General features: G+C 60.4%; 18 protein-coding genes and 2 pseudogenes. 8 read left to right on the forward strand and 12 right to left on the reverse strand.

Annotated elements, in window-relative coordinates; translation table 11 throughout:
- Positions 1-6: 6 nt before the first annotated feature.
- The 3 genes from QMK32_RS18935 to QMK32_RS18945 all read right to left on the reverse strand — a co-directional run bounded on the left by QMK32_RS18935 (position 7) and on the right by QMK32_RS18945 (position 3899).
- Entirely contained in the window at positions 7-1542 is a 1536-nt protein-coding gene (locus QMK32_RS18935) for an FAD-binding oxidoreductase (protein ID WP_283476725.1), read from the reverse strand.
- Positions 1539-2072 (reverse strand): hypothetical protein, encoded by a 534-nt coding sequence (locus QMK32_RS18940; protein ID WP_283476726.1) that lies wholly within the window; start codon positions 2070-2072, stop codon positions 1539-1541. Before QMK32_RS18940 ends, QMK32_RS18935 begins: the two co-directional genes overlap by 4 nt.
- Positions 2073-2240: 168 nt before the next feature.
- On the reverse strand, positions 2241-3899 hold the full coding sequence (locus tag QMK32_RS18945) for a DHA2 family efflux MFS transporter permease subunit (protein ID WP_283476727.1): 1659 nt from the start codon (positions 3897-3899) through the stop codon (positions 2241-2243).
- Between the two features lie 136 nt (positions 3900-4035).
- On the opposite strand from QMK32_RS18945, the gene QMK32_RS18950 reads away from it, so the two are divergent.
- Both QMK32_RS18950 and QMK32_RS18955 read left to right on the forward strand, forming a co-directional pair.
- Positions 4036-5034, forward strand: a complete 999-nt coding sequence (locus QMK32_RS18950; RefSeq protein WP_283476728.1) for a helix-turn-helix transcriptional regulator — start codon at positions 4036-4038, stop codon at positions 5032-5034.
- Positions 5031-5969 (forward strand): NAD-dependent epimerase/dehydratase family protein, encoded by a 939-nt coding sequence (locus QMK32_RS18955; RefSeq protein ID WP_502943693.1) that lies wholly within the window; start codon positions 5031-5033, stop codon positions 5967-5969. Before QMK32_RS18950 ends, QMK32_RS18955 begins: the two co-directional genes overlap by 4 nt.
- A 200-nt stretch (positions 5970-6169) precedes the next feature.
- On the opposite strand, the pseudogene QMK32_RS18960 reads toward QMK32_RS18955, so the two are convergent.
- The 4 genes and pseudogenes from QMK32_RS18960 to QMK32_RS18975 all read right to left on the reverse strand — a co-directional run.
- Positions 6170-7088: pseudogene (locus QMK32_RS18960) on the reverse strand (IS1380 family transposase); the annotation flags it as partial.
- 58 nt (positions 7089-7146) lie between these two features.
- Entirely contained in the window at positions 7147-8385 is a 1239-nt protein-coding gene (locus tag QMK32_RS18965; RefSeq protein ID WP_283476730.1) for a hypothetical protein, read from the reverse strand.
- Between the two features lie 212 nt (positions 8386-8597).
- Positions 8598-8903, reverse strand: a complete 306-nt coding sequence (locus tag QMK32_RS18970; protein WP_283476731.1) for a helix-turn-helix domain-containing protein — start codon at positions 8901-8903, stop codon at positions 8598-8600.
- Positions 8893-9351: pseudogene (locus QMK32_RS18975) on the reverse strand (tyrosine-type recombinase/integrase); the annotation flags it as partial. The gene QMK32_RS18970 and the pseudogene QMK32_RS18975, both read right to left, overlap by 11 nt.
- 80 nt (positions 9352-9431) lie before the next feature.
- On the opposite strand from QMK32_RS18975, the gene QMK32_RS18980 reads away from it, so the two are divergent.
- A complete protein-coding gene (locus tag QMK32_RS18980; protein ID WP_283476732.1) occupies positions 9432-9914 on the forward strand; it encodes a hypothetical protein in 483 nt (160 codons plus the stop codon).
- A gap of 203 nt (positions 9915-10117) precedes the next feature.
- Here QMK32_RS18980 and QMK32_RS18985 read toward each other — a convergent pair whose 3' ends face one another.
- The 5 genes from QMK32_RS18985 to QMK32_RS19005 form a co-directional block, all read right to left on the reverse strand.
- Positions 10118-10162 (reverse strand): hypothetical protein, encoded by a 45-nt coding sequence (locus tag QMK32_RS18985; protein WP_283476759.1) that lies wholly within the window; start codon positions 10160-10162, stop codon positions 10118-10120.
- Positions 10163-10348: 186 nt separating this feature from the next.
- Entirely contained in the window at positions 10349-10420 is a 72-nt protein-coding gene (locus QMK32_RS18990; RefSeq protein ID WP_283476760.1) for an excalibur calcium-binding domain-containing protein, read from the reverse strand.
- Positions 10413-10733, reverse strand: a complete 321-nt coding sequence (locus QMK32_RS18995; RefSeq protein ID WP_283476763.1) for a hypothetical protein — start codon at positions 10731-10733, stop codon at positions 10413-10415. The genes QMK32_RS18990 and QMK32_RS18995 overlap by 8 nt, the downstream gene beginning before the upstream one ends.
- A gap of 372 nt (positions 10734-11105) precedes the next feature.
- Positions 11106-11681, reverse strand: coding sequence for an RES family NAD+ phosphorylase (locus QMK32_RS19000; RefSeq protein WP_283476733.1), 576 nt, complete (start codon positions 11679-11681; stop codon positions 11106-11108).
- The gene (locus QMK32_RS19005; protein WP_283476734.1) at positions 11678-11902 is read right to left on the reverse strand and encodes a hypothetical protein; all 225 of its coding nucleotides are present in this window, start codon (positions 11900-11902) and stop codon (positions 11678-11680) included. The genes QMK32_RS19000 and QMK32_RS19005 overlap by 4 nt, the downstream gene beginning before the upstream one ends.
- Positions 11903-12144: 242 nt before the next feature.
- Here QMK32_RS19005 and QMK32_RS19010 point away from each other — a divergent pair, with 242 nt between their 5' ends.
- From QMK32_RS19010 to QMK32_RS19030, 5 genes are all read left to right on the forward strand, one after another.
- Positions 12145-13152: a hypothetical protein gene (locus QMK32_RS19010; protein ID WP_283476735.1), complete on the forward strand. Its 1008-nt coding sequence runs from the start codon at positions 12145-12147 to the stop codon at positions 13150-13152.
- 179 nt (positions 13153-13331) lie between these two features.
- Complete coding sequence (locus tag QMK32_RS19015) at positions 13332-14309, forward strand: aldo/keto reductase (protein ID WP_283476736.1); 978 nt, start codon at positions 13332-13334, stop codon at positions 14307-14309.
- A 242-nt stretch (positions 14310-14551) separates the two neighbouring features.
- On the forward strand, positions 14552-15133 hold the full coding sequence (locus QMK32_RS19020) for an NADPH-dependent FMN reductase (protein ID WP_283476737.1): 582 nt from the start codon (positions 14552-14554) through the stop codon (positions 15131-15133).
- On the forward strand, positions 15130-15435 hold the full coding sequence (locus QMK32_RS19025; RefSeq protein ID WP_283476738.1) for a hypothetical protein: 306 nt from the start codon (positions 15130-15132) through the stop codon (positions 15433-15435). The genes QMK32_RS19020 and QMK32_RS19025 overlap by 4 nt, the downstream gene beginning before the upstream one ends.
- A 143-nt stretch (positions 15436-15578) precedes the next feature.
- Positions 15579-16604 (forward strand): methyltransferase, encoded by a 1026-nt coding sequence (locus QMK32_RS19030; RefSeq protein WP_283476740.1) that lies wholly within the window; start codon positions 15579-15581, stop codon positions 16602-16604.
- Positions 16605-16611: the final 7 nt, after the last annotated feature.

The following is a 16611-nucleotide window of genomic DNA, read 5'->3' on the forward strand; positions in this document are numbered from 1 at the left end:
AACCTTTCAGGGTTCGATCGACATTTTATGATGGAAAATATTCAGTGGATCCCACGTTCTCTTGGTGCGTTGGAGCCGCGCGTAGTTTTCTCCGTAATAGAGTCGATGCCACGGCTGTCCGGATCTATTGCGTGCAGGATCACGCATGTCGATATCCGGATAATTGATGTAGCAACCAGCGGTTGTGTCGCCAAAGATCGGAACACCGCCGGTTGAAGCGAAGACGCTTTCGTACAAATCGCGAAGCCAATCAACTTGCAGATAGTCGTCTGCAGGGTCGGACCAAGCCGTGAACCACGATGACTTAACAATCGAATCACGCTGTGTTGAAGCAGTTTCCGAGCTACCTCTGCGATTGATCTCGCCGCCGTAGCTGTTCAGCATTAGATACGACGCCGTCCCAGGGTGTTGATTTGTCAAATGCCGGTAGACGACCGAGATCTGCGTATCTGTTAATGCCTTTCGGTGGTAGGCAGACTTGGAGGCTGAACGTGCACCCATCACATCGCCGCAATCGGCCTGGCTCATGTAGCGGGTGCCCGTCAGCCAGGTCATTCGTCCGCCTCGCGATATACCGTTAATTGCGGTACCCGCGGTCAGACCGTCTACGAATGCCGCCAGCGCGGAGCCGTCGACATCGATATCTGCGTCCGACTGCACCATCAGCTGAAGGAACGGAGAACTGTTGTGGTGAAGGAAAAACGTCGCGAATACTGAAGCTTCGGGCGTACCCCCCACTTGGTGTTGTTCGTGCCAGGCGAAGAATTGCTGCACTAGGCTCACGAAGCTGTCTTCATTGAGCATCGTCCAGGGGTAGATCACCTTTTGCACGTTGAGGGCCGTACAAGCGCGCGGTAGTTCGATATCGGTGCCGGTGAGGTGTTTGGGGCTGCGAAATTCGTAGGCTGTGGCGAAACCGAAGTTACCGCCGCCACCACCGGTGTGGGCCCAGAAGAGATCACCAAGTTCACCATCGTCGCTCGCCCTGGCTGTAACCAATTGCACATGCCGTGACGAGTCAACTACCGCGACTTCGACGGCGTTGAGATGGTCGGCGACCAGACCAAGTTGACGTGAGAGTGGGCCGTAGCCACCACCAGCGACAAGCCCTCCCATCCCGACCGCCGAGCATGCACCCAGAGGTAATGCTGCACCCCACCGCCTGAACAGCTCCTTCTGGACTTCACCGACAGTGGCGCCGGCACCGATACGAACGCCTGAATTGCCTGCGCCTGCTGCGACAAAGTTCAGTCGGTGCAAATCCAGAATAGTATTCCGGCGCGGCGATCCGACAAAGTCTTGGCCGCAGTGGCCACCCGACCGGCACGCCACTTCACTTCGGTCGTCGATTGCTTCTCGAAGGGCACTGACGACGCCATATGAGTTGAGCGGAAGGATAAATGCATCCGGCGTCACCTCGAAACGATGATTATCCGAATGCGATAGTTCGCCGTAGCGCGCGTCGCCCGGTAAGATCTTTTCAGGTTTCTCGCTTACGGCATCGAGACCGGAACCATACTCCCCAACAGCGATTCCGCTCATGTCGTGACCTCGGCGAGAGACCGTGAGCAAACGACATCTCGGTCGTAGGAGGGGCATTGTTCTTCGGGCATGGTGTGGAAGCTCTCGTAGGATTGCTGGTCGTCCCAAAGACCCGTCCCGTGAGCGGCTGCGAACGGTGAGCGGCCGGTGCGTACTGCAGTGGGTATATGCGCCCAGGTGACCCGATCCGCTGTCGAGCCTGACCATTGCGCGAAGTTCTTCATGGAGTCGGGCGAATCGCTAGACAACGCGCAGCCCAGGGCTGTCAGTTCGATAGCCTTGTCCTCAACGGACTTGGTCAACCCGACTGCGTTGGAGGCTCGGCAGCAGCAGTCACAAGTGTCTCGTTCCAAACCAAGACTATGAGCCAATTGCGATGTCGTCACCGATCCCGTCCGAAATGCGTTAACGATTCCCAGCTCCGCGAACGCGGCCATGGCTCCGGCACGCCGATTACCCAGCATGAGGTCGAGCAGTTGCAGACTGACGGGCTTATATGGTTGAAGCATGGCGTCGTAGGTACTGGCCACGGGAATCCCTCCGGGTAATGCGAAGCGCACGCAGGTTATGGACTTGGCCTCAAATGATTGCCGAGATCCTGTAAGAGCAATAGGTATGCCGACGGGAAAGAGACGGGACGCTGAGCTGCTCACACTGTGAGCAGCGATGGCGGTGCGCCCCGCCTCACCGACCCAATGTCAATCGTGGGTGTTCGTCGGGGCAGTGTTTCTTGTGTCCTCCCCGATACTCGTCTCTGAGTCAGACTCAACGGGCGTTCCGGAGGTCTTGGGTATCAGCAGGGTGGCGAACAGACCGAGCAGCAACAGGCCAGCGCAGGTATATCCGTTGATCTGTATGGCCCGCGTCATGGCTTCCCGCGCCGCCTCGGCGGCGGCGCTCGTCGCGGGATTCTCACTGAGAGAGTGAATTGCTGCACCACCGCTCGACGACACAGCATCGACAAGTGACTGATTGCTCTGCGCATCGGACTCGTTGCTGCTCATGCGATCAGCCATGTTGGAGGTCAGAACGCTGAAAAACGTCGTCGTCAGTACAGCGATGCCGAGCGCGGACCCCAGTTGACGCGCCGCGCTCTGAATTCCCGAACCTTGACCAGCCTTCCACGGCGGGACGTCGACAAGAACGACGTTCGTCACCTGGGCGGTTGCGAACCCTACTCCGGTGCCATATACGAATAGACCAACAGCGATGATCCACCAACTCGAGTCTGGACGAGCGAGAAATCCGAATACCAATAGACCGGCTGCCTCGAGCACCAAACCGACCTGCACCAAACGCACAGGCGTGCTCTTCTCGGCCATTCCGAAGCTCGCTCCGCTCGCAAAGAAGCTGCCAGCCGCAACCACCGCGATCATCAATCCTGTTTGCAGCGTGCTGTAGTCGAGGGTGAACTGCAGCCACAGCGGCAAGACCGCGAGAATGCCGAACTCGGCCAGACCGATAATCAGCGTGGCGAGGTTGCCGGAAGTGAACGATCGGATGGAGAACAACTCAGTGTCCATCAACGGTTCGGGCTGGCGGGTACGGGTCAACCGTCGTTGGCGTTCGAGGAAGAGACCGAGACTCACCAGCGACACCACGAGTGCGACCGGAATCACCGATAGATTTTCTAGGGAGATCCCGAGAGGGCCGGACTCACGGGTAGATACCCACCACCCGTAGTTTCGTCCCTCTATGAGGCCGAAAGCCAACATCCCCAGCCCGAATACCGAAAGTGCTGACCCGATTATGTCGAGTCGACCGGACTCGGTCTGCGACTTCGAGAGGTAGAACAGGACACCCACGATGATCAAGACAACTACGAAGATGTTGATTCCAAAGGCCCAACGCCAGGAATACTCACCTAGCCACCCGCCGAGTAGGGGTCCAACCGCAGCCGCTGCACCGATCGTCGAGCCCCAAATAGCAAACGCCTTGCCGCGGTCACGCCCTTGAAAGGTTGCGTTGAGCAACGCAATCGACGTCGGTAGCACGATCGAACCGCCGATTCCCTGAGCAAGCCGTGCTGCGATGAGAATTTCACCATTAGGCGCGATCGCTGCCAAAATGCTAGCAAACCCGAACGCTACCGTTCCGATAAGGAACAGCTTACGGGCACCGACGATGTCGGATAGACGACCCATGACCAGCAGCAGCGCCGCAAGAGCGATAGCGTAAGACTCCTGAATCCACTGGGCATCGACAGACGATATACTGAGGTCGGTGATGATCGGTGGAATGATGACGTTAACGATGGTGAAGTCGACGACGACCAGCGATACACCGAGGGATATGGCCAGTAGGCCCATCCAAGCGCTTTTTGACGCCGGCGTATGCCCGGCTGATTCGGTAGACATGGACTCCTCGTTTTCATTTGTCGTTGCAGTATCAAAGGCCGACTGTCACGAGGGCCGCCGACCGATGCTGAGGCAGACTCAGACTCGCACTAACGAGTGACAGGTACTGACCTAAATTTGTCTTAGAGTCGTAGCCATGTCAGAGATCGCGAGCCGCACCCTCGAAATCTTGAGCCTGTTTCAGTCGCAGAAGGAATGGACCGGAAATGCGCTCTCCGAACGACTCGACGTGAGCCCACGAACGGTGCGTCGAGATGTCATGCGGTTGCGGGACCTTGGCTATTCCGTCGATGCGGACAGAGGGCCGGGAGGCTTCTACCGGCTCGCAACCGGCTCGCACCTACCGCCGTTGATCTTCGACGACGAGCAGGCGGTAGCCATCGCATTGGCGCTGCAGACTGCACCGAGTTCCGTGCAGGGCATGAACGATGCAACAGCCCGCGCATTGCAGACAGTGCGTGACTTGTTGCCACCGCATCTGGCCGATCGGCTGCAAACGTTCGCCGTGGAGCAGATCGACAACGTGTGGGACCTCGCTCCACCGAAGGTCCCATCGGACATGATCGCCTTGATCAGCTCCGCAGCTCAGGACAAGCAGCTGATCAAATTCGACTACCAGATCCGATCAGCGCAATCAGTACAGGACAGTCAGGTAGTGGCCGAACCACACAAACTCGTAGTGTGGTCCGGACGCTGGTATCTCATCGCCTACGGTCAACGCGAAGAATCCTGGCATGCTTTCCGGCTCGACCGCGTTAGAAACATTGGCTTGCCCGGTTGGCGATTCCGGCCCCGGGAATTTCCCGAGGACGATGTCACCCGTTTTGTGCAACTACAACCCGACCGCGGCGACCTCAACGACGCATGGCCATGCCGAGGCACGGTCCGGATGGTCTGCCCCGTCGAATTGGTTGCGAAGTGGGCACCAGGCGGAGCGAATATCGAATCCATCGGCGAAGAGACGACCCGTATAACGATGGGTGCCTGGTCGTGGTCAGGGCTGCTCGGCCTTCTGGCCACTTTCGGTTGCAACTTCGTAGTCGAGGAACCAGCCGAACTAGCCGAGGCCGCCGCGGTAATTGCGCGAAGGATGACTCATGCCAGCCAGGGCATCGACGCAAAAGCACGATCATGACACCCGAACTCGACTTCTCAGGACGCACCGTCACAATCGTGGGAGCAAACGGTTTTCTTGGAGCAGCGATCGTCGATCGTTTCCTCGACCTCGGTTCCGAGGTACGCGCGTTCGACAGATATTCCACCGCGCCCCGACACCGCGTGACGGGCAAAGTCACGCTCTTCCAGGGAGACTTATTGAGTCGAACAAGTTTGACAGCGGCAATAACCGACACGCAGGATGTCTTTCACTTCCTCTCACTAACGAACCCGCGTATTTCGGCAGACAATCCTCTGCACGACATCACCACGAATCTCACTTCAGGCGTCGAGCTGTTCTCCATGTGCGCAAGCAAAAATGTCGAACGAGTCTTCTTCGCATCGTCGGGGGGGACTGTGTACGGCGACACCCCTCCACCACACCACGAAGACTCTCCTCGAAACCCAACGTCCCCCTATGGCATCGGAAAAGTGGCGCTGGAGAACTACCTGCAGTACTTCGCCGTCGAGAATGGTCTACGTTCCGTCTCACTGAGGATCTCGAACCCGTACGGGCCGCAACAGAAGCCGCGCTCCGCTCAAGGAATCATACCGATCGCTCTTCGCGCTGCCAGGGATGGAAAGCAGCTAGCTCAGTTTGGCGACGGGAGCATGACTCGCGACTACATCTACATTCCAGATCTCATCGAAATGATCGTGAAGGTCGCAAGGGCACCTCAACACTCCACATACAATTTGGGTAGCGGCATCGGTACTGCGCTGAGTTCGGTAATGGAGGCCGTCGAGCGAGCCACCGACATGCGCTTACAACGCAAAGTCGTTTCGTACCCACCGAGCTTCGTACAGACGTCGGTGCTCGATATCGGCCGCTTCGTCGAACAATTCGGCCGACCAGATCTTACCTCCCTAGAAGATGGCATCGCACAAACGTGGCAATACATTCGAACTGAATAACAATAGGGGAGACAGAAACAGTCAATCTAGCCTCGATCTTTCTTCGGGTTGACATGCTGACCTGAGCGGTTCGAGATTGTTGTTTCGAGGCCGGGATCGTGCTTTCGGGCATGAGAACCTGACCGATGTCGCTCGGGTGATCGCCGGGTTCCACGGACCGGGGCGGGTTCTTTCTGATCGTAGGAACGGAAGGTGTCGGGTCAGAGCGGTGCGGGCAAAGCCGCCAATCTGGCCAGCGCGGTGATGATGAGCGGCGACCAGGTGGCGTCCTTGGACAGTCTCAGGTGGATCCGGCGGGCATGGGTAGCGATACGGCCTGCAATCGAAAAGACTCGCAGCCGTAGCCGTTTGGGTTCCCATTTTCGTGCGTCGTGATCGGCGAAGGCGAGCATCTGTGTCCATGCGGTGAGGTCGAGGGCGAGTTCAACGATCGCCAGCCAGATGCGGTTCTGGTCGAACCCGTGCAACGGCAGGTTTGTCAGGCCGGTGTCTTTGGCGATGCGGATCCGGTCTTCGCGCCGTGCCCGGCGGCGATGCCGGAGTTCGAGATCCTGAATCTTCCCTCGCACTGTGTTGGTGACGAAGGCTGTCAATCGCAGCCCATCGGTGTCGGTGAAGCGCAGTTGTGCGCCGGGATGTGGTCTTTCCTTTCTGATGATCAGCCGCATCCCTGCTGGCCAGGAACCGAGGTCGGCGATGCCGGTCGCGTCGAGGACCCAGGCACCGTCACGGACCTTTTCTTCGGCATCGAGGGCTGCTGACCATGCCGACTCGGGTACTGCGGCCAGTGCTGCGGTGATGGCCGTCGGTGAGCGCGAACCCGACAGAATAGGAGACGCGCTGGCGCTGCAGCCACGTCAGGTACGCGTGGCTTGCTCCGGCGCCATCTGTGCGGATCAGAACTTTTTTCCCGGGTCTGTTCCCGGTGCTGAAGGGTATCTGTAAGAGGGCTTTTCGTGTCACGGCGATGTGGTCGGCGGCGGTGTTCGAGCCCGCATTGCCGGCGCGTAGTAGTGCCGCGACGGGTTCACCGGTGCCAGATTGTCCGTGGTCGACGAAGGCGAGCAGTGGATGAAATCCATAGCCTCTTTTGTAGGTCGGCGCACTATTTTCCTTCTCCAACTCGCACACGTTCATGCCTAGGTGTGCAAGGTGGCACCTGCAGCGACCAGGTTGATCATATTTCTTCTGGTTTGAGGCGATCATGATCGACGGTGTCACTGCGATAGTGCAGGAGTGCGGTGTCGTGCATCCCGAGAACGGTAGCCGCCAGCTTGGGGTCAAGTTTCGAGACCAATGCCGTCAGCCGGGTTTGACGGCATAGCATCGGCGTGACATTGGCAGGTTTGAGTTGTTGACTGATGAAACCCGAGCTCACCGGAGCCTCTCGGGTCTGGGTCACGCGGCTGACGATCACGTGTCGGTTGACGATGCCGGAATCATCGCGTTCCCTGATGCACGCGAGTAACGCGGCCCAAGTCTCAGGATCGAGCGGGATTGAGGCGGGTCTGCCGGCGAGGCTGATGCGGCTTCGGTGGTGATCGAGGCTCGCAGTGGTCAGTGTCCGGATCGCGGCGTTGGACGCGGCATGCAGAAGTGAAAGCAGCCCGATGGCTCGTTCGAGGGATGGCGTCGCCTCGTCCGTCCATCGGCGATACAATTTCCGTTGGTCATCGACTCCGAGAAGTGTTCCAGTGAATGAGGATTGGGTACCTGATTTGAGATTTTTGGCCGGGTTGATCAGGACGTACTTGGCTGACTTGGCCCACGCGAAGTGGCGCTTGAGGATATAGGTGCGTTGATGTCGTGCTTTGGGGGCGGCCGCGATGAACGCCTCGAGGTCGGATTCTGTCACTTCCGCCCAGCCGCTGACCGTTCGATCGAGCATCAGATGTTGACTCAGATCGCGCAGAACACGGATCCGGGTAGCCATCGTGACCGGGCTCGAGGGTGAGAGACTGATGCTGATGCGGCGATGCTGTTCGGCCAATTGATCCTGATTATATTGTGCTACTGCACTATAGAGCGAATCGGGTATCCCTTCGAGGTAGCCGGTCAACGTTCGCGTGAGACGTCGATCATCGTTCTTCGGCAGTGTCAGGCCGCACGCGGTGAAGTAGGCGATGCTGACACGCTCAGTGGTGGTTCGGATCGGTAATCCGCAGTCCCGGCGCAGGAAGTGCGGACTGAGGGTGGGTTCGGCGATGACGAAGCGCGATATCTCGCGCAAGATATCGACTGCACCGCCGGGGTGGTAACGGGTGATGACATATTCGGTGAATCCGCTCCACCAGTGCGGCGGTGACGGCATACGTTGCGTGACCGATTCGGAGTATCGGCGCGGCCAATCCGGATCTCGTTGTCGGCACCGGTTGCAGAGCCCGCGGCCGGCGTTGCGGCGTAGTTCGCCGCACACGGTGCAGATCGTCTTCTTAGGTTCCTTGGGCGGTGTAGCCGCTCGAAGGCATGGTGCGCAGCATCGTTGAGCGTCGAGATGCCGAATGTGTCCGCAGTGCGTGCAACTGCGTTTCAATGATGCGAGCTCGGTGCGGCGGTGGCAATGGTGACAGCGAATACGATCGGCGAACTTCACCGGGTTGGGGCAATCGAGACACGCGCGGTAGGTGCTCACAACGGCGGCATCGACCGTCCGCGGGCCGAGGCAGCGATCGTGTTCTTCGTCGGGGGCGCGGTGGCGCGTGCAGTGGGTGTGATGTCGACTTCGATGAGGTCGTTCGGTGTGCATTGCAGTGCAGTGCACAGGGCTGCGAGCGTATCGAGCTTGATCTGGCTGGGCTGTTTGGAAAACAAAGCCGATACCGATGCCGACGACAACTCGAGACCTGCTCGTTCGGCGAGAAGTCTGCGTAATTGTGCGCCCGTCCACACTTCGCGCTGGGCTGCGGCGATCCGCAACCGCCATCTAATGTCCATGTCGTCCTCCTCCGAGTTCGGTCAATGTTTCCGACATCGCTCTCCGATAGGCATCTTCGATGAAAGTCGCTGACGGAGTCACATACCTCATGGTGGTTCCCACATTCCAGTGTCCGAGCATCTGTTGTATAGCAACGAGATCGACGCCTCGTTCGTAGTTTCTCGTGGCGCAGGCATGACGGAGAGTGTGCGGTGTGAACCGGGCTGCCTGATCGGAATCGCCCACGTCGCCGCGGGCGTCACGTTCTAGGTCGAGCAGGTGCGCAAGTCTGTTGCGGATCGTGCCTCGGTTGATGCGGCCACCACCTTCGTCGCAGAACAGTGCAGGCCCATCGCCGAGACGAGGGGCGACCTCGGTGAGATACCACTGCAGGACCAAGTCGAGGCCATCGAGCATCGGAACCCATCGTGGACGCGGTCCAGATGTTTTGGCACCTTTACCGGCTCTTCGACTTTAACTGGGCAACTCAGCACGAAGTCTGAAGAGCCGGTTACGAAGCAACCAGCGGTAACAGCTACAGCAAAACCGTGGGTACCGAGACACTCGACATCGACCTGCTCGTGGCACCCGGAGAAAAGTCACAACTGTTGGGCGGTCGGCGATTCGACTCGGCGCCAGGGCTCTACCTCGCACTCCACAGCAATCCCCTGAACGTGAGCGTCATCGCGGAAACCACAGGTGGAGAATCCATATCGATCCACGCATGCATCCCGGACTTGGAGGCCGCTCTGATCCTGAAGGCGTTGGCATGGAAAAAGCGCAGGTCCGACAAAGATTTGGTCGATCTTCATTCACTTCTGGAGATCAGGCAGCAACACCGCCGAACAGAGACCACCTGGCGAATGAACGACACAGACCGAGTGGCCACAGGAACACGCCTCGCAGCAGCATCAGCCCTCCACGAACTCATCGACCTGGCTGCCAGAGAACAACTATCAGGACTCGGACCGGCGACTCTACAGTCGCGTTTTGCGGCGCTGATCAAAAGCCATGTCGCACAACCCCGCTGAACCCACCTCGGTTCACGGAGCACAGGCCAGCGCAACAGTGTCCGCAGCCCCTCCGTCCTCAAGGCCCATGGACCGGGTGAAGCAGTCTTGATTGGACGACGAACTGCCGCGGCATAGCAGCAGGCGAACGCCTCGCACCCGCAGACCTGGCGGCCGTCACTCTCGACGGTGAACTACGACGACCTGCATGCTTACGTGTGGGGTCAGGTCAGGTCCACTACTGGCGCGGTCGGCGCGTTCTTCTTCACGGCCTCGATGCTGTTCTGAGCGGCGGCTCTTGGAATTGTAGGCTTCGCCGGCGGCGATGATTTCGCGGTTGCCCGCCTTGAGCCGAAATTAGTATACGCCGGCTGCTTCGGCGTGGATCTCGAATTGGCCCGCCGTGATGTTCGCCTTTGAGCGCGGTCTTTCGGTGTCTATGTTTCGTAGGCCCCTTATGTCTCGCAGGCGACGCCATCGCGATCGCGGTCGAGATCGGTGCTGTATCCAGGGTCGCCCTTATAGATGGGAGCTGCTCCGGCGGCCTTGACTGCCGAACAGTTCGCGTACGAGACGCGCGGGGCTGGAGCAGGCGCCGGTGCCGGTGCCGGTGCCGGTGCGGGCCGTGCTGGCGCCGGGACTGGGACTGGTGCGGGCCGTTCCGGTTCCGGCGCGGGCTCGATGTAGATCGATTCCGGTGTGACCGTTGATGGCAACGGCAGCGCCGAAGGGATCGTTGAGGCGGTCGTCGTTGTGGGGCGCAGTGTTGTGGTGGTCGCGGCGACCGTGGTGGTGGAGGACGTCGTCGTTGGGGTGTCGGCCGCATCTTCGGAAGAACATCCGGCGGTGAGTGCAACGACAGTCAGAATGGCTGCGGCGGAGCCAGTGATAAATTGGGACGTGTTCATTGTTTCTGAAAGCCTCTCCACAAGGAGACCAGACGGTCTTGCGTGGAGGCTAGCTCACTATCCGTGGAACATGCAGGCGAACCATCGATTGTCATTCACTCGAATGACCTGCCGCAGCGCAACACCTCCGATCACCTTTCGCTGATTGCGCGCGTCAACTCGCGCCGATGAAAGAATGTACGTCAGGAGATCTCGATGGTTCGGCAACTGAGTTTCGCGCACCGCGCCCTGATCGAAACGTCAGAGCGACTGGGAAACGGGCAGGACGGTAATGCCTGTGTCGCGTTGAAGTGCATCGATCAGGTCAGGCCGCTCGGACAGCGTGGCAGTGGCGGACACCGCATAGCTTTGCCGATCCTCGCTCGCGCACGTGTAGGCCGGCGGTATCGAACACAGCCAGGCAAGCATGAGTGTGCGCGAGATCGTGCCGCGCCCAGTAACGGATCCCCGAGAACCCCGCACCACGGAGCGCCGACGCCCACAGCTGCGTCAGCTGGTAGTTCCCGGTAGTGAATATCTCTGCGGTGACACCGAATTGAGCAGCAGCGTTGGATGTCAGATCAGCATGCTCACGCGGCCCAGTGATGCGTAGACGGGTCACAGCGCGTGCGGTGAGTTCGGTGCTCGGGACTACCCGCATCCCTCCCCAGGTTTCGAGCAGGGTGATCTGTTCGGTCTCGGCGGTGTAGCAAGTGCCGTGGCTATGGGCGAGGTCGAAGGGTCCGTGTCCGCCGTTCGCGAACCATAACGGCCCGCGGGCGGCGCTGTGGCAGCGGAACACCTCGGTGCCGGCCGGGGTGGTGAAGGCCGGGAACCGGTTACGGAGTTGATCGGGCGGGGGAGGAACGAGTAGGTGCAGTGCGGTGCGCGGAGCGCTCACGCGGCGAGCATCTCGGTCGCCGCGCGAGCGAGGTCGGCGAACGACGGCCCATCCCCGTCGAGCAACGCCTGCCGGGGAGTGCGGCCGCCGAGTTCGGGTTGTTCGGTCATCAGCCATGAGGCGGCCATCCACCCGCCGGCGTCCACGCGCACCCACGCCCGCAAGACGTCCTTGATGCCGAGGATCGGGCGCGCCAGAGCGTCGTCGTCGAACCCTGCCACGCAGTACCCCACCGACCGACCGGGAACACCTCGGTCGGCAACCACGCAGCGGTTTTCGGGTCACTGACAATGAAGGCTGCGGGAGCCGCGTTAAAACTCCGTGACGGCGCGGAAATGCTGTTCAACCAAGTCATGACGCGAAATTCGGCTACAGGTTCAGACTGCCGGCCGCTGCGAATCGAAGCACCCACGCCCCGTGTGTAGGCCCACCGATGTCGGAGCCACCCGCTACCGTTCACCACATGCGGCGCACAGCGGCTGGTTCCAACACGTCATATCGGTACGAATGGGCACTGTTCACCGACTGGTGCGCCGCCGCCGATACGACCCCGCTACCGGCATCGCCGATGACACTGGCCGAGTTCCTCGCCGACAACCCCGCCGGGGATCGGGCACAGATCCGCCGGATCTCGGCAATCAACCTCGCCCACCTCGACTCCGGCCACCCGCCACCCGGACGAACCACCGCACTGCGCGTAGCCCTCGACTCCTCCCGAGCAGAGCGCCGACACCACCGTGCCCGACAGCTCGCCACCGCCGCAGCCGCCCTGCCGACTGCAGGATCAACCGAGGCGTTGTTCGGACGCCGTGACACCGTCCTGCTGATGCTGGCCGGCGCAGGGTTGTCGTACCGCGCGATCGCGGCCCTGGACCGCGCCGACATCGAGGTCGACGAAGACGCGAGCCTCTGGATCGGCGGTGACCATCGACTCAGGCTCACCGCCGACGATCCCGCCGGATGCCGGCCCGCCGAAGCGTGGGGGCGGTGGGAGACCGTACTGCGGTTCGCCGACCGCTATCCCTCGACCACGCTGGTGCTCGATCACCTGCGCGGCAACACTTTCCCGGACATATCCGGTTGGCCGGAACGGGCGTGCCCAGTAGCAGTGCCGATCGACCGGTGGGGACACATGCCGTTCCCCGCCGATGCAATGAGCCCTGCCGCGATCGCCGACGTCGTCGAGGCACACCGGACGGGTATAGCACCGCTCCGCAGTCCCGTTCGGCAGAGACCCATAGAACGCACCGATGACACTCATGACGCCGCGCCTGTGGTGCCGGAACATGATTCGGCCATACTCGATACCGACTATTACCAGGCCGGTATTCGGGCCCGCCGCACCGCGCACACACTGTTGACCGAAGTCCCCGGACTGTACGACGATGTCGAGGACCGCATCGACGCGCTCCTCGCCCGTACGCTCGACTTGCTCGAACAGCACACGGACGAGACTGACCAACCGCTCTAACCCGAATGATGTGGGCATCACACAGGAGCTGATGATCGCCGATCTCGGCGAACCGACGAGAGCACCGCCAAATAGCACACCACTCTACGTGCAGTAGCGGCGACGCAAATCCTCCAGCTCAATTTTCGTCGTGCAGGTGTGTTCCTACACGGCTACGACCTTCATCGAAAGGCTAGAACATGAGATACAAGTTGCTAGGAAATACAGGGCTGCGGGTGTCAGAACTCGCGCTGGGGGCGATGGGCTTCAACGACAAGCCCGGGGCGCCGTCCCAACAACAGATCGACGGAATCGTGGACACCTTTCAGGAAGCGGGCGGCAATGTGATCGATACAGCCGTGACCTACGGAGACGGGCAGAGCGAGCGTGCGGTCGCACATGCCGTCCGCGGACGCCGAGAGCAGTTCGTACTCTCGACTAAGTACACACTCTCCCGAGACATTGGCAACGCCAATGCGGCAGGGAATCACCGGAAGAACACTCGATCATCGTTGGAAGCGAGTCTCAGACAACTCGACTCTGACTACATCGACATCTACTGGGTCCATGTCTGGGATCGACACACCCCGATCGAGGAGACAATGCGCGCCCTCGACGACGCGGTCCGGGCTGGAAAGGTTCTGTACGTAGGGATATCGAACGCCCCGGCCTGGCTGGTTTCGCAAGCCAACACCATCGCCGAGTGGCGCGACTGGACCCCCTTTGCGGGAATACAAGTGCCCTACAACCTGCTGAACCGTGACGCAGAGCGCGAGCTCCTCCCGATGGCCGAGCAGCTGGGGCTGAGCGTCGTGGCGTGGGGCCCCTTGGCTCATGGGCGACTTGCGATGAGCAAGACCCAGGACACCGAAGACGACCCGGTACTGACGACTCTAGCCGAGGTGGCCAAAAGGGCATCCGCGACGCCGGCACAGGTCGCCATCGCATGGCTGATGTCGAGGTCGCAATCGGTCATACCCATTCTTGGCGCGACGAACGCCGATCACTTTCTCAAGACCCTAGAGGCAGCGACATTAACGCTCTCGCCCGAGGACCTTGACTCGCTCACTGCCGCCACCGGCTTCAGCCTGGGTTACCCGCGAGAGTTCGTCGAGGGGCTGCCGGGGTGGGCCTTCGGCGCCGCAGGAGAGAGAGTCGACGGGCGGTCCACACGGTGATCTGAAAGTACTTCGAGGGCCCGTCGAGTTGACTCTCTCTCCTGCCACCCCTGTGCGGGGTTGCGCGATCCCTTAATGCGAGAACTGGCAAAACGGCCCCTGACCGCTCGATCGGGAGACCCTCTCGCCTCCCCAGGATCTCCCAAAATCGTCCCTACCGGTGGTCAATTGATGCGCTTACCTTCGGACCGAACCTGCAAGAGCAACACTAGGACATTCGAAACTGAACCCAGGGAGAAGTGATGACCGCAGAGGCTGAACAGATGCGAATCGGAGTGATCGTTGGTTCGACACGCCCCGGCCGCGTATCCCGGTCGGTGGCGGATTGGGTCACCAAGCAGGGGAACTCGCGGGGAGACGCGGTCTATGAGCTGATCGACCTCGGCGAGGTCGACCTTCCGTTCTTTGATGAAGAACTTCCGCCTATGGCGGGACAGCACAAGAACGAACACACCAAAAATTGGGCTGAGACCATCGCCTCCTACGACGGGTTCATATTGGTCTCCGGCGAGTACAACCATTCACCGCCCTCAGCGCTGACAAACGCGTTGTCTTTCTTGTTCGCTGAATGGACAAACAAGGCCGTCGCACTGGTCAGCTACGGCGTCGAAGGTGGGGCCCGAGCAGCGGAACACTTGAGATGCATCGTCGGAGAACTCAAGATGGCGGACGTTCGAGCCCAAGTGCTCCTCCGGTTCGGCCGGGACTTCGCCGGCTACACCGACTTTGATCCCGAAGCTGACCGAGAGTACGAGCTGGGACTGCTCTTCTCCGACCTTGATGACTGGTCCAAGGCCCTGCGCCCGCTCCGAGTCAGGTCGTGACCACCATCTGCCTGCGGTACAGGATCAAGGAGGAGCGAGTCGCGGACGAGCTAGAGGAACTGAGCCGCCTCTACAGCGACATGCTCGCGCGCATTCCCGGCACGCTGACGTACGACACGTTCGTTCTCGAGGACAACACCGTAGTCGCCATCATCAGCGGTGACATGCCTCCTCAAGCGGTCCGCGAGTTGGAGTCCTTCAAGAAGTACTCCACGGGACTCGCCGACCACACTGTGGACACGCCGATTCGGGTCGAATGTCTGGAGGAGTTCAGCCTCGCCACTCCCAGAGTGTCGCCGTAAAAGCGCGCCATCCGACTGGAATGACCTGGTGCGGGACACGTCGGGTTCCCTTCGATGTCCCCCGCTTTCACCTGTCGACGGCCGGAACGTTGGGTCCAAACTTTCAACCGAGACAGTTGACTCAGCACAACCAAAGGGGACTCATGCCCGCCTCCAAGTACGAGAGACTACCCGCCAGCCTCCAGGTTCTGCAGGCGGTCACCGCGAGTTGGAGCTCCGGGGTGATCACCACCTTTGCGGAGCTCGGGTTCGCAGACGTTCTGCATGAGAGGCCGATGTCAGCTGTCGATCTGGCCCGTCGCATGGCAACGGACGAAGAGGCGACAAGGCGCTTGTGCCGCACGGCAGGGCATCTAGGACTGCTGAGCGTGGACGATCAGCAGCTCCTGCACCTGGAACCGATGGGCGACGCACTGCGCAGCGACTCTCCAGAATCGATGCGCAACTTCGCCAGATGGACCGGTTCATGGGCGGATCGGGCGACATGGTGCCACCTCCCAACAGCGGTGCGGACTGGACGATCGCCCTTCTCGGCACAGCATGGGTCCTCAGTGTGGGAGTACTTCGCGGCAGAGCCTGCCGCGGCCGCGGTATTCGACGCGGCGATGTCGGAGACCTCCCGCCACGTGATCCGCCCGGTCGTGGACTGCTTCGACTTTTCCCAATACCTGAGCATCGTCGATGTCGGAGGGGGGAGGGGAGCGCTTCTCAGCGCCGCGCTGGAGCAGGCACCTGGGGCGTGCGGAATCCTCTTCGACCAGGACGAGGTGATCAACCGCGCGCACTCGGCTCTGAAAGGTCATCCGGCTGCAGACCGTATCCGAACGGTGAAGGGGTCCTTCTTCGAGAGCGTCCCGACAGGTGGAGACCTGTACGTGGTGTCGAACATCATTCACGACTGGGATGACGAGCAGGCCGGAAGAATCCTTCTGGTTATAGCCGAGGCGATGAGCACGGGCGCAGAACTGGCATTGGTTGAGGCCGTCGCCGGAGTAGACGAAAAGTTCGACAACATGATCGGCCTCATGGACATGGACATGCTTCTCCTGTGCAACGGCAAGCAGCGCACGGTCGACGAGTTCAAGGGACTTCTCGACGCTGTGGGAATCGAACTCATCACTGTGCACAGAGCAGGCCTCCAATCAATCGTCCACGGCCGAAAGATCTAGGGAGTAA

The organism is Rhodococcus sp. H29-C3 (assembly GCF_030063405.1).
GTDB lineage: Bacteria > Actinomycetota > Actinomycetes > Mycobacteriales > Mycobacteriaceae > Rhodococcoides.